The 24342-nt window shown below is 72.6% G+C and carries 22 protein-coding genes; 11 read left to right on the top strand and 11 right to left on the bottom strand.

The window, feature by feature from the left end; translation table 11 throughout:
* Nucleotides 1-52: 52 nt before the first annotated feature.
* On the top strand, nucleotides 53-1213 hold the full coding sequence (locus tag ACFYWX_RS35590; RefSeq protein ID WP_389428975.1) for a cytochrome P450: 1161 nt from the start codon (nucleotides 53-55) through the stop codon (nucleotides 1211-1213).
* 102 nt (nucleotides 1214-1315) lie between these two features.
* Here ACFYWX_RS35590 and ACFYWX_RS35595 read toward each other — a convergent pair whose 3' ends face one another.
* From ACFYWX_RS35595 to ACFYWX_RS35610, 4 genes are all read right to left on the bottom strand, one after another.
* Entirely contained in the window at nucleotides 1316-1591 is a 276-nt protein-coding gene (locus ACFYWX_RS35595) for an acyl carrier protein (protein ID WP_389428976.1), read from the bottom strand.
* Between the two features lie 61 nt (nucleotides 1592-1652).
* On the bottom strand, nucleotides 1653-3395 hold the full coding sequence (locus ACFYWX_RS35600; RefSeq protein ID WP_389428977.1) for an acyl-CoA dehydrogenase family protein: 1743 nt from the start codon (nucleotides 3393-3395) through the stop codon (nucleotides 1653-1655).
* Nucleotides 3392-5080, bottom strand: coding sequence for an acyl-CoA dehydrogenase family protein (locus ACFYWX_RS35605; protein WP_389428978.1), 1689 nt, complete (start codon nucleotides 5078-5080; stop codon nucleotides 3392-3394). The genes ACFYWX_RS35600 and ACFYWX_RS35605 overlap by 4 nt, the downstream gene beginning before the upstream one ends.
* Nucleotides 5077-6822: a fatty acyl-AMP ligase gene (locus tag ACFYWX_RS35610; RefSeq protein WP_389428979.1), complete on the bottom strand. Its 1746-nt coding sequence runs from the start codon at nucleotides 6820-6822 to the stop codon at nucleotides 5077-5079. Before ACFYWX_RS35610 ends, ACFYWX_RS35605 begins: the two co-directional genes overlap by 4 nt.
* A gap of 641 nt (nucleotides 6823-7463) precedes the next feature.
* On the opposite strand from ACFYWX_RS35610, the gene ACFYWX_RS35615 reads away from it, so the two are divergent.
* Nucleotides 7464-8633 carry a cupin-like domain-containing protein gene (locus ACFYWX_RS35615; protein ID WP_389428980.1) on the top strand — a complete coding sequence of 390 codons (1170 nt, stop codon included), beginning with the start codon at nucleotides 7464-7466 and terminating at the stop codon, nucleotides 8631-8633.
* A gap of 46 nt (nucleotides 8634-8679) precedes the next feature.
* Here the strand turns inward: ACFYWX_RS35615 and ACFYWX_RS35620 are convergent, their stop codons facing one another.
* Nucleotides 8680-10224, bottom strand: a complete 1545-nt coding sequence (locus ACFYWX_RS35620; RefSeq protein ID WP_389428981.1) for an IucA/IucC family protein — start codon at nucleotides 10222-10224, stop codon at nucleotides 8680-8682.
* 101 nt (nucleotides 10225-10325) lie between these two features.
* On the opposite strand from ACFYWX_RS35620, the gene ACFYWX_RS35625 reads away from it, so the two are divergent.
* The 3 genes from ACFYWX_RS35625 to ACFYWX_RS35635 are packed head-to-tail and all read left to right on the top strand — an operon-like array spanning nucleotide 10326 to nucleotide 13938.
* Nucleotides 10326-11831, top strand: a complete 1506-nt coding sequence (locus ACFYWX_RS35625; protein ID WP_389428982.1) for an IucA/IucC family protein — start codon at nucleotides 10326-10328, stop codon at nucleotides 11829-11831.
* A 32-nt stretch (nucleotides 11832-11863) separates the two neighbouring features.
* Complete coding sequence (locus tag ACFYWX_RS35630) at nucleotides 11864-13135, top strand: VWA domain-containing protein (RefSeq protein ID WP_389428983.1); 1272 nt, start codon at nucleotides 11864-11866, stop codon at nucleotides 13133-13135.
* Nucleotides 13135-13938 carry a hypothetical protein gene (locus ACFYWX_RS35635; protein ID WP_389428984.1) on the top strand — a complete coding sequence of 268 codons (804 nt, stop codon included), beginning with the start codon at nucleotides 13135-13137 and terminating at the stop codon, nucleotides 13936-13938. Before ACFYWX_RS35630 ends, ACFYWX_RS35635 begins: the two co-directional genes overlap by 1 nt.
* A gap of 59 nt (nucleotides 13939-13997) precedes the next feature.
* On the opposite strand, the gene ACFYWX_RS35640 is transcribed toward ACFYWX_RS35635, so the two are convergent.
* A complete protein-coding gene (locus ACFYWX_RS35640) occupies nucleotides 13998-14624 on the bottom strand; it encodes a winged helix-turn-helix transcriptional regulator (protein WP_389428985.1) in 627 nt (208 codons plus the stop codon).
* 87 nt (nucleotides 14625-14711) lie between these two features.
* Here ACFYWX_RS35640 and ACFYWX_RS35645 point away from each other — a divergent pair, with 87 nt between their 5' ends.
* From ACFYWX_RS35645 to ACFYWX_RS35660, 4 genes are read left to right on the top strand one after another with little or no spacing between them, the layout of a single operon-like run.
* Entirely contained in the window at nucleotides 14712-15920 is a 1209-nt protein-coding gene (locus tag ACFYWX_RS35645) for a pyridoxal phosphate-dependent aminotransferase (protein WP_389428986.1), read from the top strand.
* Nucleotides 15921-15939: 19 nt separating this feature from the next.
* Nucleotides 15940-16539, top strand: a complete 600-nt coding sequence (locus ACFYWX_RS35650; protein ID WP_389428987.1) for a histidine phosphatase family protein — start codon at nucleotides 15940-15942, stop codon at nucleotides 16537-16539.
* 48 nt (nucleotides 16540-16587) lie between these two features.
* Complete coding sequence (locus ACFYWX_RS35655) at nucleotides 16588-17214, top strand: hypothetical protein (protein ID WP_389428988.1); 627 nt, start codon at nucleotides 16588-16590, stop codon at nucleotides 17212-17214.
* A 30-nt stretch (nucleotides 17215-17244) separates the two neighbouring features.
* Nucleotides 17245-17667, top strand: a complete 423-nt coding sequence (locus ACFYWX_RS35660) for an acyl-CoA thioesterase (RefSeq protein WP_389428989.1) — start codon at nucleotides 17245-17247, stop codon at nucleotides 17665-17667.
* 24 nt (nucleotides 17668-17691) lie between these two features.
* Here the strand turns inward: ACFYWX_RS35660 and ACFYWX_RS35665 are convergent, their stop codons facing one another.
* Nucleotides 17692-18093 (bottom strand): winged helix-turn-helix transcriptional regulator, encoded by a 402-nt coding sequence (locus ACFYWX_RS35665; RefSeq protein WP_389428990.1) that lies wholly within the window; start codon nucleotides 18091-18093, stop codon nucleotides 17692-17694.
* A gap of 120 nt (nucleotides 18094-18213) precedes the next feature.
* Here ACFYWX_RS35665 and ACFYWX_RS35670 point away from each other — a divergent pair, with 120 nt between their 5' ends.
* On the top strand, nucleotides 18214-19689 hold the full coding sequence (locus ACFYWX_RS35670) for an MFS transporter (protein ID WP_389428991.1): 1476 nt from the start codon (nucleotides 18214-18216) through the stop codon (nucleotides 19687-19689).
* A 107-nt stretch (nucleotides 19690-19796) separates the two neighbouring features.
* Here ACFYWX_RS35670 and ACFYWX_RS35675 read toward each other — a convergent pair whose 3' ends face one another.
* Nucleotides 19797-20648 (bottom strand): NAD(P)H-binding protein, encoded by an 852-nt coding sequence (locus ACFYWX_RS35675; protein ID WP_389428992.1) that lies wholly within the window; start codon nucleotides 20646-20648, stop codon nucleotides 19797-19799.
* A 96-nt stretch (nucleotides 20649-20744) separates the two neighbouring features.
* Here ACFYWX_RS35675 and ACFYWX_RS35680 point away from each other — a divergent pair, with 96 nt between their 5' ends.
* Nucleotides 20745-21548, top strand: coding sequence for a helix-turn-helix domain-containing protein (locus ACFYWX_RS35680; protein WP_389428993.1), 804 nt, complete (start codon nucleotides 20745-20747; stop codon nucleotides 21546-21548).
* Between the two features lie 90 nt (nucleotides 21549-21638).
* Here ACFYWX_RS35680 and ACFYWX_RS35685 read toward each other — a convergent pair whose 3' ends face one another.
* The 3 genes from ACFYWX_RS35685 to uraH are packed head-to-tail and all read right to left on the bottom strand — an operon-like array spanning nucleotide 21639 to nucleotide 24338.
* The gene (locus ACFYWX_RS35685; protein WP_389428994.1) at nucleotides 21639-23018 is read right to left on the bottom strand and encodes an 8-oxoguanine deaminase; all 1380 of its coding nucleotides are present in this window, start codon (nucleotides 23016-23018) and stop codon (nucleotides 21639-21641) included.
* A gap of 10 nt (nucleotides 23019-23028) precedes the next feature.
* Nucleotides 23029-23931 (bottom strand): factor-independent urate hydroxylase, encoded by a 903-nt coding sequence (pucL, locus tag ACFYWX_RS35690; protein ID WP_389428995.1) that lies wholly within the window; start codon nucleotides 23929-23931, stop codon nucleotides 23029-23031.
* A gap of 2 nt (nucleotides 23932-23933) precedes the next feature.
* Nucleotides 23934-24338 carry a hydroxyisourate hydrolase gene (uraH, locus tag ACFYWX_RS35695; protein WP_389428996.1) on the bottom strand — a complete coding sequence of 135 codons (405 nt, stop codon included), beginning with the start codon at nucleotides 24336-24338 and terminating at the stop codon, nucleotides 23934-23936.
* Nucleotides 24339-24342 lie beyond the last annotated feature (4 nt).

The following is a 24342-nucleotide window of genomic DNA, read 5'->3' on the forward strand; positions in this document are numbered from 1 at the left end:
AGGCATTCCCATGCACAATGCGCCGGCCGAATCGGCCCCGCCGATCAATTTGGTGGATCCCGGACTCTACTCGCACGGCGATCCTTTTGTGCAGTGGCGCTGGCTGCGGGCCAACGATCCGGTGTACTGGCACCCGGCCACGGAGCTGCCCGGCTTCTGGGCACTGACCCGCTACGAGGACGTACGCACCACCTACCGGGATGCGGAGACCTTCAGCTCGGCCCAGGGGATCCTGCTCCGGCCGGCCGACCACGGCGTCGACCCGGGCGGCGGCCGCACCCTGGCCCTGACCGACGCGCCGCGCCACCGCCAGCTGCGCGGCCTGGTGGACGAGTGGTTCTCGGTGCGCTCGGTTCGCCAACTCGAGGCGGAGATGGCGGGAATCACCAAGGGGATCGTCGACAAGGCGCTGCAGCAGGGCACCTGTGACTTCGTGGCGGACGTCGCCGCGCGCGTGCCGCTCTACGTGATCTGCAAGATGATGGGGGTGCCGGAGTCCGACTGGGAGTACCTCTACGACCTGACCAGCCAGGCCTTCGCGGCCGGCGACCCGCTCGACCGCCGGTTCGCCCACCTGAACATCCTCGGGTATTTCGAGTCGCTCCAGGCGGAGAAGGCGCGGCGGCCGGCGGACGACTTGGTGAGCGTGCTGGCGACGGCCACCCTCGACGGCGAGCGGCTCGGTGCGGAGGACGTCATCCTCAACTGCGACAACCTGCTGGTCGGCGGCACCGAGAACACCCGGATCGCCGCCGCCGGGGGCATGCTCGCCTTCCTCGAACACCCCGAGCAGTGGCGGCAGGTGGCCGAGGACCGGGAGCTGCTGCCGTCCGCGGTCGAGGAGGTGCTGCGCTGGACGTCGACCGCCACCCACATCATGCGGACCGCCACCCGGACCACCGAGATCCACGGCAAGAAGATCGAGGCGGGCGACCCGGTCGTCTTCTGGCTGCCGTCGGCCAACCGCGACGAGACCGTCTTCGACGACCCCGACACCTTCACCGTCACCCGCAAGCCCAACCGGCACCTGGCCCTGGGGTTCGGCGAGCACTTCTGCCTCGGCAGCATGCTGGCCAAGGTCGAACTGCGACTGCTCTACGGCGAGTTGCTGAACCGGTCGGTGCGGGTGGAGCTCGCCGGCGAGCCCAAGCTGCTCGACTCGATCGTCGTCAACGGCCCCGAACGCCTACCGGTCGGACTGACCGCGGCCTGACACGGGCTGTGGGGGTGACGCAACGGACGGAGGGCCGCCGGGAAACCCGGCGGCCCTCCGTCCGTCGTGCGCCTGGGACCGACTTGCTCGGCCGGACAGGTTCTAGCGGCCGGCGATCAGCGGCGTGAGGGCGTCCGCGAGCGGGCCGATGGCGGGGTGGTCCCAGAGCAGGGTGGGCTCCACCTCGATGCCGTAGCGGTCTTCGATGTCGGCGCACAGGCTGAGCACGTACACCGAGTCGAGGCCGTACTCGGACAGCGGAACCTCGAAGTCGATGTTCTCGGTGGGAATCCGGACGCTCGCGGCCACGCAGCCGCGCAGCCACTGCCGGATCTCTTCGGTGTCGACGGCGTCCGCGTGGTCGGTGGTCTCGGCCATGGAACCTCCCTGGTAGTCGGGTCTGAGGGGTGTCGGGTCTGAGGGGACGGTCACGACGGGCTCACGCGCCGGTGGGGCGGCACGCGTGGTCGAACGTGAGGCCGGCGTCGTGGCGCCGGAGGAGCTCCGCGTACAGACGCTCGGTGAGCGGCTCGGGCAGCGGGTCGTGATGGCGCCCGGTGTGGGCTCCCAGGCGGTGCAGCGCCGCCAGGACCCAGGCGGGCTCGGCACCCAGGCCGCGCCCGTCCCGCGGCCGCTGCCACCACAGGCCCAGGCAGGCCGCGGCGGCGAGCGCCGAGGCCCACCGGGTCGTCAGGTCGAAGGCCTCGGGCGGTGCCGCGGGACCCAGCTGGGCGGGGGTGAGCAGGGCTGCCTCCGCGGCCAGCGCCCGCACCTCGGCGGCATGCTCCACGGCCTGCCCGGCGATCGCCGGGTCCTCGCCGGTGCGCCGCTCGGCCCCCTCGAGCAGGGTCCGGGAGAGCGGGTCGCGTCCGCCTGCGGTGACGGCGAGGGCGCCGAAGTCCATCGGCGGCAGCGCCTCCCCGGGCCGGAAGGTGACGTCGGGCAGCACCGGCCCGTCCTCCTTGCTCCAGGTCCGCCGTACGGTCAGCGGCAGTTGCGGCAGCAGCGCGGACTGGCAGGAGACCCGGGATGCGTGGCCGAAGGCCGAGGGCAGCACGTCGCGCTGCAGCTTCTGGAACAGCGGCTGCTCCGCGTCGCGCAGGTAGAACTGTGAGCCGAGCAGGTCGCCGAGCCGCCGGACGGCCGCCATCAGCAGCGCCGGGACGAGGAGTTTGACCGCCGAGGCGTACACGGCGCACTGCGCGGGAGCGGTGTGGGCCGCGCGGGCGGCCACGGTGACGAACGCGTCCGCGAGCAGGAGGTCCGCGAAGGCCTCGGCGAGCACCGTCCGGGACAGGGCCAGGTCGGCGGCGGTGCCGCCGTACAGCCGGCGGCCGAGCGCGCCGCGCAGGGCGGTGCGCAGCGCGGTGTCGAGCAGGCCGGCGGTCATGCCGGGCAGTGCGATCCGGGTGAGCTGGAAGGACCGCTGGGCCGTCTCCAGTCCGTGGCCGGGGGTGCCGACCACGGCGTCGGCCGGGACGGGGCAGTCGGTGAACTCGATCCCGCCGAGCGGTACGCCGCGCATCCCGACGGTGCCGTAGCGGGGCAGGTGGGTGACGGTCTCCGGTGGCAGCCGGTCCGCCTCCAGCAGGAGCTGGGAGTGACTGCGGCTGCCGGGGGCGTCGCTGGTGCGGGCGAAGACCACGATGGCGCCGGCCCGGGTGATGTTGGCCACCACCTCCTTGCGGCCGTTGAGGAGCAGCCGCCCGTCCGGACCGGGCAGCGCGCGGACCTCGGCGCGGGCGAAGTCGTTGCCGTGGGCCAGCTCGTGGTAGCCGCAGGCCACCCGGCCGCCGGAGAGCAGGTGCTCGGCGAGCCGGGCCTGCTGCTCGTCGCTGCCGGCGGTCCAGACGTTGACGGCGGCCATGAAGGAGCCGACGCCGTAGCCGAGGCCCAGGCAGGGGTCGCGCCGGTAGACGGCGCGCATGACGGCGATGAGCTCCTCCGGACCGGTGAACCGGCCGCCCAGGGCCTGAGGGACGAACTGGGCGTTCAGGCCGAAGGCGGTGAGCAGCTCCTCACCGGCCGCCAGCAGGGTGCCCTGGGCGTCGGCTGCGAGCACCGCGGCCCGGCCGACCGGGTTGGCGGGGTCGCCGGCGTCGCCGAGCAGGGCCTCCAGCCGGTCGCTCGGGTCGGCGGCTGCTGCGGGGGCGGTGCTTCCGGCAGGATCGACGAGAGTCATCGGACCGGTTCCTCCACGGGGTGTGCGAGGGGCGGGACGAGGGGCTCGTAGGCGTCGGAGGGCGGCCGGTGGCCGGGCACCAGCAGCTCCAGGCACCGTTCCAGGGCCGCGGTCAGGGTCACCGTGCGCTCCCGGCCGCCGGGCGCGGCGAGCAGGTGGAGGACGGCGCCACCGGCGAAGCACAGCTCGAAGCGCCGGGCCACGGCGAAGGCCGCGGCCGGGGCGGACCCTGTGCTCGGCGGCAGTTCGGCCATGGCGTCCGCGAGCGCCCGTGTCTGCGCGGAGAGCTGGGCGGCCAGTTCGGCGGCACGGTCCGGCAGGGAGCCGGCCGCGGCCAGAGCGGCGACCCGCCCGGCGGCGTCCGGCACCGACTGGACCACACTGCAGCCCGTGCGGCTCACCAGGCGCAGGGCCCGGAAGTCGAGGTCGGGCAGCGGGGTCTCCCCGGTGACCGCGGCGAGTCCGGCCGCGTCGTGGGTGCCGGTGCGGATCAATCGGGCCAGCAGGGGGAACTGGGAGATGAGCAGGGAGCGGTTGACCGCCGTGCTGCCGTCGAAGACGGCCACGATCCGGTGGTCACGTTCCAGTTTCTGGAACGCGCCGTCCGCATGATGGTCCGTCAGGAATCCGCGGGCGCCCATCACTTCGGCGAGGTCGTCGATGGCCTGCTGGACCATCCAGGGCACCCCGGCCTTGACGGCGGCCGAGACGGTGCTCATCTCGCCGGTGAGTCCGTGGGCGCAGCGCGCCGCGAGCAGGGTCGCGGCGTCGGCCAGGGCCAGGGAGGCGGCGGCCCGGCCCAGCGTGCGCCGGGCCAGCGGCAGAAGCAGCAGCCGGGTGCCGTAGAGGGCCCGCTCGGCGGCGAAGTCGGCGGCCAGGCGCAGCGCGTGCTCGCCGACGCCCAGGGAGAGCGCGACGCACATGGTGCGGGTGAGCTGCAGCGCGTTCAGGACGATGCCCAGGCCGTCACCGATCCGCCCGATCAGCGCGTCGGCCGGGACGGGCGCGTCGTTCAGGCGGATCCCGCTGATGTCCGCGCCGCGGATGCCGTGGGTGGGCTCCTTGGGCAGCGGCTGCCAGGCGCCGTCCGGGAGAGTGGACTTGTCGACCAGGAAGAGGCTGAACCCGCGCGGCCCGCCGTCCGGGCCGGTGCGCGCCAGGACGCAGATGAGCCGCCCCCGGGTGGCGTTGTTGATCGGCCATTTCTCGCCGGTGAGCCGCCATCCGCCGTCCGGTGCGGGGGCGGCGGCCAGGTTGCCGGCCAACAGGTCGCTGCCGATGCCCGGCTCGGTCAGGCCCCAGGCGACCACCGCGTGCTCGTCGAGCACCAGGGCGGCCAGGGCCCGCTGCTGCTCCTCGGTTCCGGCGACCCAGGTCGACACCGAGCCGAGGAAGGTCTTGCCGTGGGCCACGGCGGCGGTCAGGTCGCGGGCGGCCACCACGCGCAGCGCGTCGACCAGTTCGGGCAGGCCCCCGGGGGCTCCGCCGAGCCGGGCCGGTACGTAGGCGCGGGGGAAGCCGGCGGCGTCCAGCAGGGCGCACTCCTGGTCGGGGAAGGCCTCCGCGGCGTCCAGCTCCGCGGTCCGGCGCCCGCTGAACGGGCCGCCCGCCGCAGCCGCCGTGTCCATCGCCTCGGCCAGCGCGGCCGGCACGCCGACGGGCCACTGCGGCAGGCGCGCGCTCACCCGGCCGCTCCCGCCCGAGCCGCCTGCAGGCTGGGGGCCAGGTCCGCGTACAGCGGGGTGAGGTCTCCCGCCAGGAAGAGGCCGCGCATCTCGCTGCGCTGCACCTTGCCGCTGGTGGTCTTGCGGACGGCACCGGGCCGCAGCAGCACGATGCCCGCGGCGTGCACGCCGAACTCGCGGTGCACGGTGGCGCGCATGGCGACGGTGAGTTCGCGCAGCTGGTCCTCGGTGAACCGGCCGCGGATCTCGTGCACCACCACGACCTCCTCGTGCGGCACGGGGACGGTGAAGGCGGTGCCGGCCAGGGTCCTCAGCTGCGCGTGCTGCAGCCGCAGTTCGTGCTCGATGTCGTGCGGGTAGAGGTTGCGGCCGTGCACGATGAGAAGGTCCTTGGTGCGGCCGGTGACGTAGATCTCGCCGTCGACGAGGACTCCGAGGTCGCCGGTGCGCAGATAGGGGCCGTCGCCGTCGGCGGTGCGGGCGTGGAAGGTCTGCTCGGTCGCGTCCGGGCGGCCCCAGTAGCCCCGGGCGGCGCTCGGTCCGCGCAGCCAGATCTCACCGGTGGTGCCGTCGGGCAGCACGGTGCCCTGCTCGTCGACGATGCGCACGTCGAAGTCGAGGGCGTCGCCGCAGCCGACGAGCTCGCGCACCGGGGCGTTCGGCTCGGGGTCCTGGACGAGGTGCTTCTCCAGCGCCTGCGCGTCGACGGCGCGGAAGACCGGCGGGCGGGACGCGCGGGCGGAGATGAAGACGGTGGCCTCGGCCATGCCGTACGAGGGGGCGAACTGCTCGGCCCGGAAGCCGGCCGGGGCGAAGCGTTCGGCGAACTCCCGCAGCGTGCTGGCCTGGATCGGCTCGGAGCCGTTGCAGGCGAACCGCCAGCGGGACAGGTCGAGTCCGGCGATCTGCTCGTCGGTGACCCGCCGGGTGCACAGCTCGTAGGCGAAGTTGGGCGCGGCCGAGAGGCCGATGTCGTAGCGGTCGATCAGCTTGAGCCAGTGGTGCGGGCGCTTGAGGAAGGCCATCGGCGACATCAGCACGACCTGGCTGCCGAGGAAGAGGCCGGGCAGCGACTGCGCCATCAAGCCCATGTCGTGGTACAGGGGGATCCAGCCGCCGAAGTTGGTCTCCTCGGTGAAGCCGAGGGCCCGGCCGAAGCTGGCCGCGTTGTGCAGCAGGTTGGCGTGGTCGACCATGACGCCCTTGGGGTCGCCCGTCGAGCCGGAGGTGTACTGCAGCAGCGCCAGGTCCTGGGCGGTGGCGCCGTGGTCGCGCCAGCTCCCGCCGTCGCCGAAGTCGGGGGCGTCGCTGGCCGCGACGGGCAGGTCGAGTCCGCTGCCGGCGGCCCACTGCTGTGCCTCGTGCAGCTGGCCGACGTCGGTGAGTGCCACGCTCAGGTCCGCGTCGCCTGCGATCTTCGTCACGCGGCGCTGCTGGTACTGGAACTGACCCGGCATCGGTGAGGGCACCGCGACGACCCCGGCGTAGAGGCAGCCGAGGAAGGCGGTGACGAACGGCAGCCCGGCCGGGTGCAGCAGCAGTGCCCGGTCGCCGGGGGCACAGCGTTCCTGCAGCCAGGACGCGACGCGGCGGGCCTCCGCGTCCAGTTCGGCGTAGGTCAGGCTCCGCGCGCCGTCGGGCGCGTCGTGGTCGTGGACGAACGTCACGGCGGTCCGGTCGGGCCGCTCGGCTGCGTGGCGGCGCAGCAGATGGAGCACGCTGGGTTCGAGCGTCGGATTCACGGGGCTCTCCTCTCCGCGCGGGCGAACGGGCGGGCGGGCGCGGGCGAGAACCGCGAATCCGGCTGCCGGCAAGCGATGCCCGAACCGCTCAGCGCGGCCTGAAGTGTGTCGGCAGCTGGACATGCGGTACGCGCCATCGCCGCTGCGCCGGGATTACGGATGGAAGGGCTCGGCCGTCGCGACCGCTGTCTTGCGCGGGCCGGTGAATGCTGTGCTGTGGCTCATGCGTGGGGTGTTCCTTCCGAAGCGGTACGCGATGCGCCGGTGTGGGTTGCCTGCGGGTACCGGGACGACGCGGGGATGTTCTGCGCCCGCGTGTCCGGGGCGGTCCCCGGTCCTCGCACCGGGCGGTGAGCGACCGCCGTGGATTTCGTGTTGCCGCGCGATCGAGCGGGCCGGGACTCGGTTCTCCCGGAGTCTGCCGCAGCGGGCGGACGGGTCGCCACCCTCGTCAGCCCGATCAACTGCGGCGGGTGCGCAGGTTGAACGCGCTGATGGGCTGCTGGGCGGGCGTTCGGAGGCTCGTGCCTCGACAGGAACACCGCTGTCGATCATCGTGGTGCGGATCGCCCGAAGCTTCGGAAGGGAGAGCTGTCATGCCGGGAGCCCGCTCGCTGGGACATGTGGACATCGTTTCCTCGTTGCCCGAAGAGCCCCTCACCCGCGCTTCGGTCCTCACCACGACCCCGGTGGTGATCCGCGGCACCGACGCGCTCGGCGCCATGCGGAAGTGGACTCCCGAGTACATCTCCGAGCGTCTGGGCGACCGCGAGATGCCCGTCAGCATCGCGGACGCGGACGGCGCGTTCCGGTACAACCTGGACGCGCGCGAGGGGCTGCGCTACGAGTCGATGCCCGGATCGCGGCTCGCCGCCGAGTTCCGCGACACCTCGTCCGGCCGCCGGATCAGCATGCAGCAGATGTCGATCCCCGGCGCGCTCCCCGAGCTGCACGGCGAGCTGATCGTCCCTCCGTTCGTTCCGTCCGAGGCCATCACCGACATCAACCTGTGGATGGCCTCGGGTGCGTCGAACACGCCTCTGCACTACGACAACATGAACAACCTGTTCGCCCAGCTGGCCGGGACGAAGCGGTTCCTGCTCTTCAACCCCGCCCAGAGCGACCTGCTCTACCCGGGTCCGCTCGACATCCGCACCCGGCATCTGAGCCGCGTCGACGTCAAGGCCCCCGACCTGCAGCAGTTCCCCAGGTTCGAGCAGGCGGAGTACTGGGAGGCCGTGGTCGAGCCGGGTGACCTGCTCTTCCTCCCGGCCTTCTGGTGGCACCAGGTCTCCGCCCAGGACGAAGCCTCGGTCTCGGTCAACTACTGGTGGCGGGCGGACGTACGGGACTGTGTCTGCCCGTCGTTCTACCGGCAGCTGTACCTGGACGTCGTCGTGGAGGACGTCCGCGGCCTGTTCCCGACGCACGACATGAGCGCGCTGGGCAGCGGTTCCGACGCCGTTCTCGCGCTCGCCGAGCGGGCGGCCGACGAGGGCGAGGCCGGTGTCGCGGCGAGGCTCTGCGGCGGTGTCGTCGTCGCCGCGGTCAAGGCCGCTGTCGCGGAGCTGGGCGTCGAGGCCGAGGGAGGCGTCGACGACGCGCTCACGGACCTCGAGAAGCGTTCCGTCTGGTCCCCGGACGACGGCGAGCTGGCCCGCCGGAGCCTGGCCCTGGCCGCGGCCGCACGGCCGGGCCACAGCGTGCCGGTCGCGGACGTCCGGCGGACGATCGAGGGACTCCGCGCATCGGCCCTGAAGTGGGAACACCCCGCACAGGCCGCGCGCGTCTCCGCAGGTCCTGGCAAGTGAACTTCACGACGTACGTGCAGCCCACCGGCCAGGACCGGCCAGGCGCTCACCGCGTGTTCATGGCGAGCGGGTTCGGCAGCGGCAGGTAGCGGGCGTCGGCGCCGTCCGCGCCCGTCCAGCGCAGCAGGAGGTTCGTCTTTCCGGGGAGTGTCGGTGAGGCGAGCAGCCCGGCGGTCTCGGGGAGGTCGTGGCGGGCCAGGGCGCGGCGGGCGGCGGGCCAGGGGTCCAGGCCGGGGTGGCGTTCGCAGAGGGCGCCGGCGATCTCGGTGAGGTGGTTGACGACCAGGCAGTACACCAGGCGCTCCCAGCCGGCGGCCCGTGAGACGTCCGGCAGCAGTTTGACGCCCTCGGCGTCCCGGAACAGCGCCTGCACGGGGATGCCGTCGGTGTCGACGGCGACCAGGGTGTTCTGGAGGTGCGCTTCGAGGACGACTCCGTGGTCGGCGAAGGCCGCCAGGGCGGGAGGCACGACGGCCTCCAGGTACGCCTCCCACCAGGCGCCCGGATCGGTGGTGGCGTCCAGCGGGCTGCCCTCGAAGCCCTCCACCAGGCCCGCGGCGAGCAGCGGGGTCGCCTCCGGCAGGAGATGTCCGCCCAGGCCGTCCCGCACCAGCACGGCCAGCTCCTCGAAGGCGAAGTCCGCCGTGCGGTGGCCGCGGTCGCTCAGCCAGGCCGCCGGGCCGTCGATCGCGGCGAAGGCGTCGCGTGCGGCCCTGTCCGTCCGGCGGAGTTTCAGCAGGTCGTGGCGCCAGAGCCGGCGGATGTCGTTGGTGATGCGGACGTCCAGGCTGAACTTCAGGAACAGGTCGCGGTCGGGGGCGTACAGCGTGCGGATCGCGGCGGTCGGCCAGGTCTCGACCGCGGTCGTGCCCAGCCGGACGAGCCGGCCGTCGGCGAAGGCCTCGGCCAGCTCCTGTCCGATGAGGTCGAGCTGCCAGGGGTGGGCGGGCAGCAGCCGGTAGCCGGGCGGGGCCTCGCCGAGGGCGTCGAGTGCGGAGGTGTCGCCCTCCTCGACGACCGTGTCCTCGCGCACGCCGAGCAGCACCAGCGGGAAGCGGGCGTACGCCTCCGGTGCGTACGGCAGCCAGGCGGCGACGGGCCCGCCGCCGCGGGCCTTGGGCGCGGGATGGTAGGGGTGACCGGTGAGGAGGGACTGCTCGGAGCGCAGGTAGGGGTCGTCGGGCGGGATGGCACGCGTGCGTGCGGCGAGCAGCGCGGCGACCGCGTCGCGGCTGTCGATCATCTCGGTGGGCAGTTCGTGGTTGGACAGGCCGGTGTGGTGGCGCAGTTCCTCGGCGACGAGCTTGACGAGTTCGGTGTGGTCGAGGCGGTGCCAGGCGCCCGCCGCGTACACCTCCGGTTCGGCGGGCCGCCGCTCGCCCCGCACCCGCAGCAGCCGCCCTCCGCCGGGCAGCCGGTACACCCGCCGCCCGCCCTGGGCCGGTAGGGGCTCGGCCACCTCCCGCAGCAGGCAGTTCAGCAGCGGCGCGGCCGCCTGGGCGTCGGCGCGCCGGGCCACGCGCGCTGCGGCATCATCGTGCGCCGGGGCGTCGTCGCCTGCGGTCGGGGGCAGGAGGTCCACGCGATCCACTCGTTCCCTACGGTCCAGTCGGACGGAGATGATCAGTATCGCCGTCGTCACGTCACGCCGTGACGCCCCAGTCGTACGACTCGTACCCGAGGAGCCCGCCCGTGCACCCTGCCCCCGCCGCCGAGGCCGAGGTCGCGGCCGAACTGGCCGCTGTGCGTCCCGACCTCGGGGCGCGGTACGCGGCCGTGCTGCCGGGCGCCCGGGCGGCCGTGCTGACCCGTCTGTGGCGGGCGCTCGCCCATGAGCCGCTGCCCTGGGTCACCGGCCGTGAGCGGGGCCGGGACGGGCTCACCCTGCGCCTCGCCGACGGCCGCCGCCTGCACGGCCCGCACGCGGATCCGTACGCGACCTCCGCGTATGTCACCGCCGTACGGCTCGACGAGGTGGCGTACGACTGTCCCGCGCGGCTGCTGGGCGACCTGGCGGTGCCGCACGGGGCGGGCTTCGCGGCGGAAGTGGGTCACAGCGTGGCGTCGCTGGCGCTGTCGCGGGCCGGGCAGCCGCCCCACTCGAACGCGTGGCCCGCGCACGGGTGGGAGTGGGAGCAGCGGGTGGTGGACGGGCATCCCTACCACCCCAACTGCCGTTCGCGGCCCGGGTTCTCGGTGGCCGAGCAGCTGGCGTACGGGCCGGAGCACCGGCCGGTGGTGGAGCTGGGTCTCGTGCCGGTCCCGGTGGAGGAGTGTCTGGTGTCGGGGACGTGGCCGGAGGGGATGCGGGACGGGGGGCGGCTGCTGGTCCCCGTGCATCCGTGGCAGGCGGCTCATGTGCTCAAGGTGTCCTGTACGGAGGGGATTTCGGCCCATCCGCTGATGTCGCTGCGCACCCTCGCGCTCCCGGGCGGGCCGCATGTGAAGACCGCGTTGAGTGCCCGGCTGACGTCGTCGGTGCGGGACATCTCGGTGCAGTCGATCGCGCTGTCCGCGACGCTGTCGGCGTTCGCTCAGGCGCTGGCGGCGCGCCTGGACGGGTTGCTGCACGTCACGCGGACCCTGGGTGCGGCGACGGCGAACTCCCCCGATCTGGCGGCGGTGTTGCGGGAGTCGCCGCAGACGTACGCGGCGCCCGGGGAGCATGTCGTGCCGGTGGCCGCCCTGGCCGCCACCGGGCTGCCCGGCTCCCCCGAGTGGCTGGCCGACTTCGCGCGGCTCGCCCTGACCGTCGGGCTGCGGCTGCTGGAGCTGGGGGTGGCGCTGGAGGCGCACGGCCAGAACCTGCTCGTCGTGCTGTCGGCGACGGGCGCCCCGCTGCGGCTGGTCTACCGCGACCTGGCCGACGTCCGGATCAGCCCGGCCCGGCTGGCCCGGCACGGCATCCCCGTCCCGGAGCTGACCGGACGGGTCGTCACGGACGACGTGTCGACGCTGCGCCGCAAGCTGTTCGGGTCGCTGGTGGCCGGGGCGCTGGCGGGGGCGGCCGGTTCGGGCGAGGCGCTGCGTGCGGCGCTGGAGACGGCCGTAAGGGGGCTCACGCGCACGCCGGATGTCGTGGCGCTGTGCGAAGAGCCGTTGCCGGTCAAGGCGTTGACGCTGATGCGGTTGTCTCCCGGGGTGCCCGGGGATCAGTGGGCGCAGCTGCCGAACCCTTTCGGGGCGGACCCGTTTTGAAGCGGGAGGCTCCTGATCAATAGGATCCGCCGATGATCAGAACACAACGGCTGGCGGCGGGCGTCTGCGCCCTGCTCGCCGCGCTCGCCGCCGGGATCGCGTTCCCGGCCGCGGCGACCGCCGACGAGACCACAGCCAACGCGCCGAAGGTCGACCTCGTCCTCGACGTGAGCGGTTCGATGCGGGCCAGGGACATCGACGGCCAGTCGCGGATGGCCGCGGCGAAGCAGGCGTTCAACGAGGTGCTGGACGCGACGCCCGAGGAGGTCCGGCTCGGCATCCGCACCCTTGGCGCCAACTACCCGGGCGACGACCGCAAGACGGGCTGCAAGGACACCGCGCAGCTCTACCCGGTCGGCCCGCTGGACCGCACCGAGGCGAAGACGGCGGTGGCGACCCTCACGCCCACCGGCTGGACGCCGATCGGCCCCGCCCTGCTGAAGGCGGCCGACGACCTCGAAGGCGGCGAGGGCTCCCAGCGGATCGTGCTGATCACCGACGGTGAGGACACCTGCGCCCCGCTCGACCCCTGCGAGGTGGCCCGCGAGATCGCCGCCAAGGGCATCGGCCTCACCATCGACACGCTCGGCCTGGTGCCGAGCACCAAGCTGAGCAAGCAGCTCAGCTGCATCGCCGAGGCGACCGGCGGCACGTACACCTCGGTGGAGCACACCGACGAACTCACCGACCGCGTCAACCAGTTGGTGGACCGTGCCGCCGACCCGGTGGTGACGCCGGTGGCGACGCAGGGCGCCGACGCGTGCGCGAAGGCGCCCACGCTCAAGTCGGGTCTGTACACCGACCGCGAGGAGTTCGGCCAGGAGCGCTGGTACCGCGTGGACGTCCAGGCGGGCCAGGAGCTGCGTGCCTCGGTGAGCGTGGCGGCCGACCGGGCCGTCAACCCCGACTACGGGACGCTGCTGCGGGCCGTGACCGTGCACGGCCGGGAGATCGTGCGCGGCGAGGCCGCGGGCAACGGCCGTACGGACGTCATCTCCACCGGGCTGCGCTACCCGAAGCCCGAGCGGGACGACGACGACAGCGACAAGCCGGCCGCCGAGACGGTGTGCCTCCAGGTGACCAACTCCTTCTCGGCGGCGTCCGGGGTGAAGACCACGCCGGGCATGCCGCTGGAGCTGACGGTCGACGTGGTGGACGGGCCGAGCAACGCGAGCGACGTGGCCTCCTTCGGCCTCGGGCGTGGCTGGTGGCTGCTCGGCGCACTGGTGCTGACCGGCTTCGTCGCCGGTCTGCTGTGGGGCTGGCTGTCGCGCTGGCGTTTCGCGGTCTGGAGGACCAACTGATGCGAATCACACGTGTGTTGAGCGCGGCCCTGTTGACGCTCGGGCTGGCCGCGGGCCCCGCGGCGGCCGACTCCTCGCCGTCCGCGAGCCCTTCGGACGACGGCTCGGCGCCGACCCGGGCGGGCACGTCGTTCCGTACGGCGACGGAGATCGAGCAGGGGCAGACGGCCACGGCGAGCGGCTCCACGGGTGACTACCTGTACTGGTCGTTCCCCGCGGACACTGGGCAGCGCCCGACCGTGAAGGCGACGGTCAAGCTCCCCGACACGCACGCGTCGCAGACCTGGCAGGTCGACGTGTACGACGGCCTGCGGCGCCGCCAGGCCTGCCAGTACGGGGCCCAGACGCGCACCGCGACCGGCAGCGTTTCCTCCCTCGACCTGACATGCGTGCTGCGCACCGTGCGTGGCTGGTCGGAGCCGTGGGCCAACGACCCGCTGCCGGGCACCTATTACGTCCGGCTGACCGTCGTCGGCCTGCCCACGTCCGACCTGGGCCTCCCGGTCAGCGCGGAGGTACGGGCGGACTCCAAGGACATCGGCGGGGCGGCCGCGGTGGACGGCTCGCTGGCCGAGCCGCTGGTGCCGGGCATCGCGGTCACGTCGGACAAGGACGACGAGGACTCCTCGGACTCCGCCGTCCTGTCCGCCATCGAGCCCGACGACGGCTGGTCCTCCGGCTGGTGGTCCGACCGGTGGGTGTGGACCGCGGTGGGCGGTCTGCTGGCCGCGCTCGCGGGCATCGGCGGGTACACGCTGACGCGTGGCTCGGGACGGCCGTCGCGGGTACCGCCGGGCGCCTGAGAAACCGTCAATAGCCAGCCCCTGAAGGCCCGCTGCGTTCGACAGCAGCGGGCCTTCGCTCATGCTTCCCGCAAAGCCTTCGCGAGCGTGCCCTCGCCGGTCACCTCGACCCGCCCGTCCCGTACCGCGTCCGTCAGGCTCAACTCGCCCCGGGCCAGCGCCGTGCACGTCTCGCCGTCCAGGGCCAGGCGGGCGTCGGGTTCCACGGGCGCGGGGCCGTCACCGTAGACCGGGCCGTCCTGGGCGCCGACGTGCAGGTGGAAGTCCCCTTCGTCCAGCCGCACTTCGACGAGGCCCCCGCCTTCCAGGGAGCGCAGCAGCGGCAGGGCGAACCAGTGGGCGCGGACGGCGTCCGTGGGGCGCCGCTCGCCGAGCTCGGGCCGCCCCCACTCCCCCAGCGCCTGGAGCACCGGCAGCAACTCCCCCCCACGACGGGTGAGTTCGTAGACGTAGGCAGCGCCGGGCGGGGGCAGCCGACGGCGGGTGGTCAGCCCGTCGCGCTCCATGTCCTTCAGACGCGAGGCGAGTACGTCCGTGCTCACGCCGGGCAGGTCCGCGTGCAGGTCCGTGTAGCGGCGGGGACCGGCCAGCAGCTCCCGGACGATCAGCAGGGTCCAGCGGTCACCGACGACGTCGAGCGCGCGGGCGGCGGAACAGTACTGGTCGTAGCTTCGGCGAGGTGACATGCGACGCAGTCTAGACATGTTGTTGGACTTTCCAAGCTCGAACTTGGTAAAACCAAGTAACACACCGAACCGGAGGGGCGAGCGCGCATGGAGTTCCGGCAGTCGAACAAGCTCAGCGAGGTCTGCTACGAGATCCGCGGCCCGGTGGTCGAGCACGCCAACGCGCTCGAGAAGGCGGGGCACAGCGTGCTGCGCCTGAACACCGGCAACCCGGCGCTGTTCGGCTTCGAGGCGCCGGAGGAGATCCTCCAGGACATGATCCGGATGCTTCCGCAGGCGCACGGCTACACCGACTCGCGCGGCATCCTCTCGGCCCGCCGTGCCGTGGCCCAGCGCTACCAGACCCTGGGCCTGGAGGTCGGAGTCGACGACGTCTTCCTCGGCAACGGCATCTCCGAGCTGATCTCGATGGCCGTACAGGCGCTGGTCGAGGACGGCGACGAGATCCTGATCCCCGCCCCCGACTTCCCGCTGTGGACGGCGGTGACCACCCTCGCGGGCGGCAAGGCGGTGCACTACCTCTGCGACGAGCAGGCCGACTGGTACCCGGACCTGGACGACATGGCCTCGAAGATCACGGACCGCACCAAGGCCGTGGTCATCATCAACCCGAACAACCCCACCGGCGCGGTCTACCCCAAGGAGATCGTCGAGGGCATCCTCGACCTCGCCCGCCGGCACGGCCTGATGGTCTTCGCCGACGAGATCTACGACCAGATCCTGTACGACGACGCCGTGCACCACTCCGCCGCCGCGCTCGCCCCCGACCTGGTGGTCCTGACCTTCTGCGGCCTGTCGAAGACGTACCGCGTGGCGGGCTTCCGCTCCGGCTGGCTCGTCGTGACCGGCCCGAAGCAGCACGCGCGGGACTACCTGGAGGGCCTGACCATGCTGGCCTCCATGCGCCTGTGCGCCAACGCGCCCGCCCAGTACGCCATCCAGGCCGCGCTCGGCGGCCGCCAGTCCATCCACGAGCTCACCGCGCCGGGCGGCAGGCTGCGCGAACAGCGTGACGTGGCCTGGGAGAAGCTCAACGAGATCCCGGGCGTGTCCTGCGTGAAGCCGAAGGGCGCGCTGTACGCCTTCCCGCGCATCGATCCGAAGGTGCACCCGATCCACGACGACGAGAAGTTCGTCCTGGACCTGCTGCTGCGCGAGAAGATCCAGGTCGTCCAGGGCACCGGCTTCAACTGGCCGACCCCCGACCACTTCCGCATCCTCACACTGCCCCACACGGACGACCTCGACGCGGCGATCAGCAGGATCGGGCGGTTCCTGAGCGGCTACCGTCAGTAGCGCCTCGTAGCCTGGGGGCATGGGTGATCTCTTCCTCGTCCGGCACGGTGAGACCGAGTGGTCGCGGTCCGGGCGGCACACCGGGTGGACGGACGTCCCGCTGACCGAGCGCGGCCGCGAGGAGGCGCGGCGGCTGGTTCCGCTGATCCGCTCGCACCGGATCGGGGCCGCGCTCGTCAGTCCGTCGCAGCGGGCGCGGGAGACGGCCGAGCTGGTCGGGCTGCACGACGTACGGGTCGACGCCGACCTGCGGGAGTGGGACTACGGCGGGTACGAGGGGATCACGACCCCCGAGATCCAGCGGACCCGGCCGGGCTGGTTCCTGTTCACGGACGGCGTGGCGCCCGGACCGCCGGAACACCCCGGGGAGACCCCGGACCAGGTCGGCGAGCGCGCCGACCGCGTGCTGGCCAAGGCGGACGCGGCACTCGCCAACACCGAGGGCGCCGTCGTCCTCGTGGCCCACGGGCACTTCCTGCGCGTCCTCACCGCCCGGCGGCTGGGGCTGGCGGCGTCGCACGGGGCGCTGTTCCAGCTGGCGACGGGGACGATGAGCCGGCTCGGCACCGAGCACGGGCGGCCGGTGATCGCCGGGTGGAATGTCAGACCACCGTCGTAACCTCGGACCCGGGTCGGACCGATGACCCGGACCGGGAAGGAGCCCGCCGTGACACGACCGCCGACCGCCGCGCAGCGGCGTGTCATCGACGCCGCCGATCCCGTCACGGGGCGCCTGCGGGGTACGGAAACGCAGCTCGCGGCCCTGGTGAAGCACGGGCTCGCCTTCCGGCACCCGCGCCCGCCGCACGACCACTTCCTGACCCCGGCGGGGCACCGGATACGGGAGGCGGTGCCCGAGACTCCCGAGCCCCCGAAGTCGGCCGCATCGGGCGTCTTCACGGCGCGCGTCGGCGGCGAGGAGGATCCGCCGGACGGCTCGCCCGCCCGCGTCCGCGAGGTGCACAGCGCCTGGCAGGGATTGCTGGAGCTGCGCAGGATGACCAACCCGGACGGCGCCACCGACCGGCCGTGCGGCTGGGAGCGCACCCATCTGGTGCAGGCCGCCGCACTCGCCCTGGAGGCCGCCGGGCACCACCCCGCAGCGCAGGACGGCGGGGGCTACCGGGTGCGAGCCACCCCGCAGCCGGAGGCCGTGGCCGTGCGGGAGCCCGACCCCGAGGCGCTGCGCGCGTGCGCGGCCACCCTGGATGCGGCGGGCTGGCAGGTCGGCGAACACACCGAACCCCGCACGAGGGCTCGATATCTACTGGCGTCCCCGCGCCGAGCGAGATGAGCATGCCAAGATCCATCGAAAGGGGAAGTCATGACCGAGCCGTTCTCCGTCCCCGTCACCGTTCGCGGCTACGAGACCGACGTCCAGGGGCATCTCAATCAGGCCGTGTACCTCAACTACGCCGAGCACGCCCGCTGGGCGCTGCTCCATGCGGCGGGAATCAGCCAGTCCGGGCTCATAGGCAAGGGCGTCGGACCGGTGGCCCTGGAGACCACCATCCGCTACCACCGGGAGCTGCTCGCGGGCGACGAGGTCGAGGTGACCTGCACCTTCGAGTGGGGTGAGGGCAAGACGTTCCGCATGCGGCAGGCGATCCGCAAGACCGACGGCACGGTGGCGGCCGAGGTCACGGCCGTCGGCGGGCTGCTGGACCTGGAACAGCGCAGGCTGGTGGCGGATCCACGGGAGTACTTCAAGGAACTCGCCGCGGACCCGGCCATGTTGGGCCTCTAGGGGTACGACAGCCGTCAGGAACTTTTACGCGTCGATCAGTTCCGGGCGGTGCTCGGTGTCGTACACGGCACGCGACTCGGCGATGTAGACGCGGTTGCGTTCCGCCCAGTCGGTGAGTCGTTGCAGTGTCTCGTGCAACTCGCGGGCCACCTCGGTCAGTTCGTATTCGACCCGCGGTGGCACCGTCGGGTACACGGTGCGGGTCACGAGCCCGTCGCGCTCCAGGTTGCGCAGGGTGAGGGTGAGCATGCGGCGACTGATGCCCTCGATGCTGCGCTCCAACTCGGTGAAACGGATGGGGCCGTGTGCGGCGGCGACCAGGATCTGCACGCTCCATTTGCCGGAGACCCTGTCAAGAACTTCGCGGACCGGGCACGCGTGCGCGTTCACGACCTGCGCGGTAACACCGGTGTTCCTCTGGGACATCGAACTGCCTCCTTACGCCGACCTCCATGGTCACCCACGATGTTCCCCGTTACAAGTCGTGCACCAAGAGCACGCATCGGAACCATCGGAACCCATGGAGATCACGGAGGCCACGCCGCCATGACGGCCCTGACCGAGTCCCGGACGCGGACGACCCGAACACCCCGCGCGAACCGCACGAACCGCACGACGCAACGAACGTACTCCCGCTGGGCGTCCCTCGTCGTCCTGTGTGCGGGAACCCTGATGACGATCCTGGACGGCAACATCGTCACCGTGGCGATGCCCGCCATCCAGAGCGACCTCGGCTTCAGCGGGCCCGGGCTCGCCTGGGTCGTCAACGCCTATCTCATCCCCTTCGGCGGGCTGCTGTTGCTGGTGGGCCGGCTCGGCGACCTGGTCGGCCGCAAGCGGATGTTCACGGCGGGGCTCGTCGTGTTCACCGCGGCCTCCGTGCTGTGCGGGGTCGCGAACGGGCAGGGCATGCTGATCGCGGCCCGTGCCCTGCAGGGCGTCGGCGGGGCGATGACGACGGCCGTGGTGCTCGGCATGCTGGTCGCGCTCTTTCCCGAACCGCGCGAACAGGCCCGTGCCATCGCGGTGTTCAGCGCGGTCGGTGCGGCGGGCGGGGCGCTCGGCACGTTCCTCGGCGGGGCGCTGACCCAGGCGGTCGGCTGGCACTGGATCTTCCTGATCAACCTGCCGATCGGGGTGGCCGCCTGGCTCGCCGCACTCCGCGTCCTCCCGACGGGGCGGGGCACCGGGCTCCGCGAGGGCGCCGACTATCCCGGCGCGGCGCTGGTCACCGGTGCGCTGATGCTCACCGTGTACGTCATCGTCGGCGCCGGCGACCGCGGCCTCACCGCCACCCTGCTGCCGGCCGCCCTCGCCCTCGCCCTGTTCGTGACGTTCACCCTCCACCAGGCCCGGGCCGCCCGCCCGTTGCTGCGGCTGCGGCTGTTCGGCTCCCGGCTGCTCAGCGGCGCGAACGCCGTGCAGATCCTGATGGTGGGGACGATGTACGGCTTCCAGTTCATCGGCGCGCTGTACCTGCAACGCGTCCTCGGCTACGACGAGTTGACCACCGGCACCGCGTTCCTGCCCGCGCCGGTCGCGATCGGCGTGCTGATGCTGGGCCTGTCGGCGCGGACCATCGGCCGGTTCGGCGCGTACCGCGTGCTGCTCGCCGGGCTCGTCCTCATCGTCGCCGGGATGGCACTGCTGAGCCGGGCACCCGTGCACGGTTCGTACGCGGCCGACGTCCTGCCGCCGCTGCTGCTGCTCTCCGCCGGGTTCGCCGCGGCGATGCCCGCGCTGACCGGGCTCGCCATGTCCGGGGCCCGCGAGGAGGACGCCGGCCTCGCCTCCGGTCTGTTCAACACCACGCAGGTGGTGGGCGGTTCCCTGGGCCTGGCCGTGCTGTCGACCCTCGCCGCGAGCCGCACGGACCGCCTGCTCGACGGCGGTACGCAGCTCCTCCCGGCCACGGCGGAGGGCTACCAGCTGGCGTTCCGGGTGGCCACGGGCATCGCGGTGACGGCGCTGGTGCTGGCGGCGGCGGTGCTCAGGTCACGGACCGAGCCGACCGCCGACTGACCGGCCGCCACCACCCAGGTCGCATCTCGCACCGCACGCCAGGCCGGATGCGCACGCGCACGCACCCATTGCCCCCGCCCACGCGGACACGGCCCGACGGCACCGCCTCACGCCGGCGCGAACACCTCGCTGTGGTCCTCGGCCCACTCCCGGTACGTTCGCGCCGGCCGGTCCAGCACCTCGCGTACGTCCTCGGTGACGACGGCGTTGCCACCCTGGCGGACGAAGGCGGTACCGTCCAGGACCCCCTCGGCCTGGGCCTCGTCGAGCCCCCAGGTGCGCAGGAAGTCACGCATCTCCTCGGGCGAGAGGTCGTGCGTCGTGACCGGGCGGCCGAGGACCGCGGCGAGCACGGCGGCCTGACCGGGAACGCTGATCGTCTCCGGTCCGGTCAGCGTGTACGTCCGCCCCGCGTGCCGCTCCTCGACGAGGGCCCGCACCGCCACCTCGGACACGTCACGCGGGTCGATCACCCCCTGCACCCCGTCCCCGGTCATGTTCGGCACCGGCTTGCCCGCACCGATCGGCTCCGCCCAGCTCAACGTGTTCGAGGCGAAGGAAGAGGGGCGCAGGACCGTCCATTGCGCCCCGCTCTCCCGCAGGGCCCGCTCACCGGCGAGGTGCCACGTGCCGGAGGGGCCCACCCCGGGATCGCCCGTCGCGATCGCGGAGAGCTTCACCAGCCGGCGCACGCCCGCCGCCCCCGCCGCCGCCACCAGGTCCAGGTCATGGCGCGTCTCCGGGCCCGGCACACCCACCAGGAACGCGGCGGCCGTCCCGGACATCGCCGCCTCCAGCGCCCCCGGGTCGAGGTAGTCGCCGCGCACCACCTCCACACCGGGCGGCACCTGCGCCCGCGCCGGATCACGGGTCAGCGCGCGCACCTTCTCGCCACGCGCCGCGAGCTGTCGTACGACTTCACTGCCGATGGTGCCCGTGGCACCCGTCACAAGGATCATGGTCCCAACGGTGGCGGGCCGCGGTCACCCGCCTCTAGGAAATTCCGGCACGGTTGCGGCCCCCGCGCGGGCGGGCCGCGCGCTTACCGTGGACGAGTGACCAACGCCCTTGCCGAGCACCCCCTGGCCGTCCCCGACGCGCTGCGCCCCTGGATCGCCGAGATCGAATCGGTCGCCGTACGGGGCGAGTTGCCGAAGTCGATCGCCCATGTGCCGGACACCGCGACCAAGTTGGTCGTACGCGTCGAGGAGGGCGGCCGCCGTGACGCTCTGGTCGTCGGCCCGCGCACCCGCGCCTCGTACCACGCGGACGCGGAGCGGCGTGTGGTGTCCTGTGTGCAACTACGCCTGGGCCCGGGCACGGTGCGCCCGCTGCTCGGCACCCCGGCGGTCGACCTCGTCGGACAGGTCCTGCCACTGGGCACGCTGCCGACGAGCACGGCACGCCAACTCGCCGGAGAACTGGTCGCCTTGGAGCCGGAGGACATGCCGACGCACCTGGCGCGCGTACTGCCCGGCCGGCTCGCCCAGGTCGTCGACCGCTCTCGCACCCTGCTGCTGCGGGCCGCCGTGGAGGCCCTGTCGACTCGCTCCGACACCACCCCCGCCCAGGTCAGGGACGTCGCACGCGACCTCGCGGTCAGCGAGCGTCAGCTGCGCAACCTCTTCACCGAGGGCGTCGGCCTCTCCCCCAAGCACTACGCCCGCATCAACCGCGTACGGCACGTCCTGACCCATGCGGCGACCACCCCGTGGGCCGAACTCGCCGCCACCACCGGCTACTACGACCAGTCGCACATGACGTCCGACTTCCGCACCCTGATGGGCGTGCCGCCGCGCTCGTTCTTCACGGGGCGGCTGCCGCAGGCGCGGGCCTGTCAGGCGTTCGACGGGAACTGAGGAGACCGTTCCGGGGCGCGCGCGTTCGCGCGCGCCCCGGGCACGGCTTCCGGTCGAGGGCCGTCCCCCTCGGCCGGAGTTCTCGGGTGCTCAGCCCTGCGCGGCGATCCGTGCCAGGCGCCGGGCCTCCTCGCGGGTGGCGCGCGCGATCGCGTCCTCGTCAGCGGTGAGGAGCCGCCCGTCCGCCACGATCTGACGGCCGTTCACGAACGACGCCGTGACGGGTGCCGCCGCGCCGAAGACCAGCGCGGTGACCGGGTCGGCGATGGAGGCGTGGGCGAGGGTGTCGAGCCTCCACAGCACCAGGTCGGCGAGCTTGCCCGGCTCCAGGGAGCCGATCTCCCGTGCGCGGCCCAGGACTTGGGCGCCGCCGTAGGTGCCCAGGCGCAGGGCCTGACGGGCGTTCAGGGCGGCCTCGCGGTGCGCGCCGAGGCGGTTGATGAGCAGCGCGTTGCGCAGCTCGGTGTGCAGTTCGCCGGACTCGTTGGAAGCCGTACCGTCGACGCCGAGGCCGACCGGGACGCCGGCCGCGAGCATGTCCGGGACGCGGGCGATACCGGCGGCCAGGCGGGCGTTGGACGAGGGACAGTGGGCGACCCCCGTCTTCGTACGGGCGAAGGCGTCGATGTCGGAGTCGTTCATGTGGACGCAGTGCGCCATCCACACGTCCTCGCCGAGCCAGCCGGTGGACTCGAAGTAGTCGGTCGGGCCCATGCCGAACAGCTCGTGGCAGAACTTCTCCTCCTCGACCGTCTCCGAGCCATGGGTGTGCAGCCGCACCCCGAGGCGGCGAGCCAACTCGGCTCCCTGCTTGAGCAGTTCGGTGGAGACGGAGAAGGGCGAGCAGGGGGCGACGGCCACCTGGGTCATCGCGTCGAAGGAGGTGTCGTGGTGCTCCTCGACGGTCCGCTCGGTCGCGGCGAGGGCGCCCTCCAGTGTCTCGACGGCGAAGTCCGGTGGCAGGCCGCCGTCCTTCTCGCTGCGGTCCATGGAGCCGCGGGCGAGGGTGAAGCGGACGCCCATGTCGCGGGCGGCGCGGATGATGGCGCCGGAGAGGTCGCCGGAGCCCTTCGGGAAGACGTAGTGGTGGTCCATGGCGGTGGTGACGCCGCCGCGGGCCATCATCGCGAGCGAGCCCTGGGCGGCCGCGCGGACCATCGGCTCGTCGATGCGCGCCCAGGTCGGGTACAGCGCGACGAGCCAGTTGAAGAGGTTGTGGTCGGTGGCCAGGCCCCGGGTGATCCACTGGTAGAAGTGGTGATGGGTGTTGACCAGGCCGGGGGTGACCAGGTGTCCGGTGGCGTCCACACGCCGTACCACGTTCTCCAGACCCTCGGGTGCCGTGCCCGCGCCGAGCGACTCGATGCGGTTGCCTGCGAGGACGACGTACCCGTTCGCGTACTCGGTGTCGTGCGCGTCGACCGTCGCGATCGAGCAGTTCTCGATGACGATGCGCTGGGCTGCTGCCATGGTTCGTCCTTCAGAGGTTGGTGAGGTCCGCCGGGATCGTCGCCTCGCACCCGTCCCGCAGGACGGTGGCCTCGATCAGGCCGTACGGGCGGTCGGCGGCCAGGTAGACAGCTCCGTCGGCGGTGTCGTTCTTCAGGCCGAACGGCTCCAGATCCACCAGGAAGTGATGCTTGTTCGGGAGGGAGAAGCGGACCTCGTCGATCTCGCCGCGGTGGTCGATGATCCGCGCGCCCATGGCGTACAGGGTCTGCTGGAGCGACAGGGAGTAAGTCTCCGCGAAGGCTCGCAGAAGGTGCCCCTTGACCTGTGCGTACGACTCGTCCCAGGCCGGCATCCGCTGCGCGTCGTCGGTCCAGTTGAAGCGCCAGCGGCTTGAGACCTCGGTGGCCAGGATGCGGTCGCGGGCCTCGGGAAGGGTCGTGTACTTGTCCTTGACGTAACCCCAGAACTCGGAGTCGGTCGAGTTCATGACGGTCAGGTCCTTGAGACCGGAGACGACCTCCCACGACGAACCGTCGTACGTGATCTGAGCGAGGCGGGTCTCCTGGCCCCTGCGGACGAAGGAGTGCGCGCCCTTGCCGGCGTGCTCGATGCGCTCCCAGGCGTACTCCTCGATGCGGATCCGGGCCGTCCTGATCGGCTCCTGCGAGGTCACGAAGTGGCGGGCGAGGTGCATGCCGAACTGTTCGGCGGACTCGATGCCGTGCTCCTTGGCGAACGCGTACACCGTGTTCTTGGTGGTGTCGGTCGGCAGGACGTTGGCGTTGGAGCCGGAGTAGTGGACCTCGTCCATGTCACCGCTCAGCGACACCGAGACGTTGAGGTCCCTGATGTGGTGGGTGGCGCCGTCCCGCGTGATCTTGACGACCCGGTTCTCTGCCTTGCCGTACTGGTTCTGTCCCAAGACGGGCATCGCTAGCTCCCTCGGTATACGGAGTAGCCGAACGGGTTGAGCAGCAGCGGTACGTGGTAGTGCTCGCCGGGCACGACGGCGAACGTGATCGCCACCTCCGGGAAGAACACACCGGCACCGCTGTCCCGATTCGCGGGGGCGTCCTGCTGCGCATCGGCTTGCTTGTTCGCGGTTTTCTCGAGGTACGGCTCCACCGCGAAGTCGAGCCGTACGTGGGTGGTCCCCTCCGGCGGGGCCGGGAGGTCCCTGCACCGTCCGTCCGCGTCGGTCGCGGAGCCGCCGAGCGCCTGCCAGTCCGCGTCTCTGCCGCCACGGGCGTAGAGGTGGACGGCGACGCCCTCGGCGGGGCGGCCGACGCTGGTGTCCAGGATGTGCGTGGACACGGAGGCTGTGGTGCGGGTACTCATGCTG

Source organism: Streptomyces sp. NPDC002888, from assembly GCF_042888465.1.
Lineage (GTDB): Bacteria > Actinomycetota > Actinomycetes > Streptomycetales > Streptomycetaceae > Streptomyces.

Coding starts and splice junctions, on each gene's coding strand:
- ACFYWX_RS35595 (WP_389428976.1), bottom strand. CDS start 1,591: ATGGCCGAGACCACCGACCACGCGGACGCCGTCGACACCGAAGAGATC.
- ACFYWX_RS35600 (WP_389428977.1), bottom strand. CDS start 3,395: ATGACTCTCGTCGATCCTGCCGGAAGCACCGCCCCCGCAGCAGCCGCC.
- ACFYWX_RS35630 (WP_389428983.1), top strand. CDS start 11,864: ATGATCAGAACACAACGGCTGGCGGCGGGCGTCTGCGCCCTGCTCGCC.
- ACFYWX_RS35635 (WP_389428984.1), top strand. CDS start 13,135: ATGCGAATCACACGTGTGTTGAGCGCGGCCCTGTTGACGCTCGGGCTG.
- ACFYWX_RS35640 (WP_389428985.1), bottom strand. CDS start 14,624: ATGTCACCTCGCCGAAGCTACGACCAGTACTGTTCCGCCGCCCGCGCG.
- ACFYWX_RS35645 (WP_389428986.1), top strand. CDS start 14,712: ATGGAGTTCCGGCAGTCGAACAAGCTCAGCGAGGTCTGCTACGAGATC.
- ACFYWX_RS35650 (WP_389428987.1), top strand. CDS start 15,940: ATGGGTGATCTCTTCCTCGTCCGGCACGGTGAGACCGAGTGGTCGCGG.
- ACFYWX_RS35660 (WP_389428989.1), top strand. CDS start 17,245: ATGACCGAGCCGTTCTCCGTCCCCGTCACCGTTCGCGGCTACGAGACC.
- ACFYWX_RS35665 (WP_389428990.1), bottom strand. CDS start 18,093: ATGTCCCAGAGGAACACCGGTGTTACCGCGCAGGTCGTGAACGCGCAC.
- ACFYWX_RS35670 (WP_389428991.1), top strand. CDS start 18,214: ATGACGGCCCTGACCGAGTCCCGGACGCGGACGACCCGAACACCCCGC.
- ACFYWX_RS35675 (WP_389428992.1), bottom strand. CDS start 20,648: ATGATCCTTGTGACGGGTGCCACGGGCACCATCGGCAGTGAAGTCGTA.
- ACFYWX_RS35685 (WP_389428994.1), bottom strand. CDS start 23,018: ATGGCAGCAGCCCAGCGCATCGTCATCGAGAACTGCTCGATCGCGACG.
- pucL (WP_389428995.1), bottom strand. CDS start 23,931: ATGCCCGTCTTGGGACAGAACCAGTACGGCAAGGCAGAGAACCGGGTC.
- uraH (WP_389428996.1), bottom strand. CDS start 24,338: ATGAGTACCCGCACCACAGCCTCCGTGTCCACGCACATCCTGGACACC.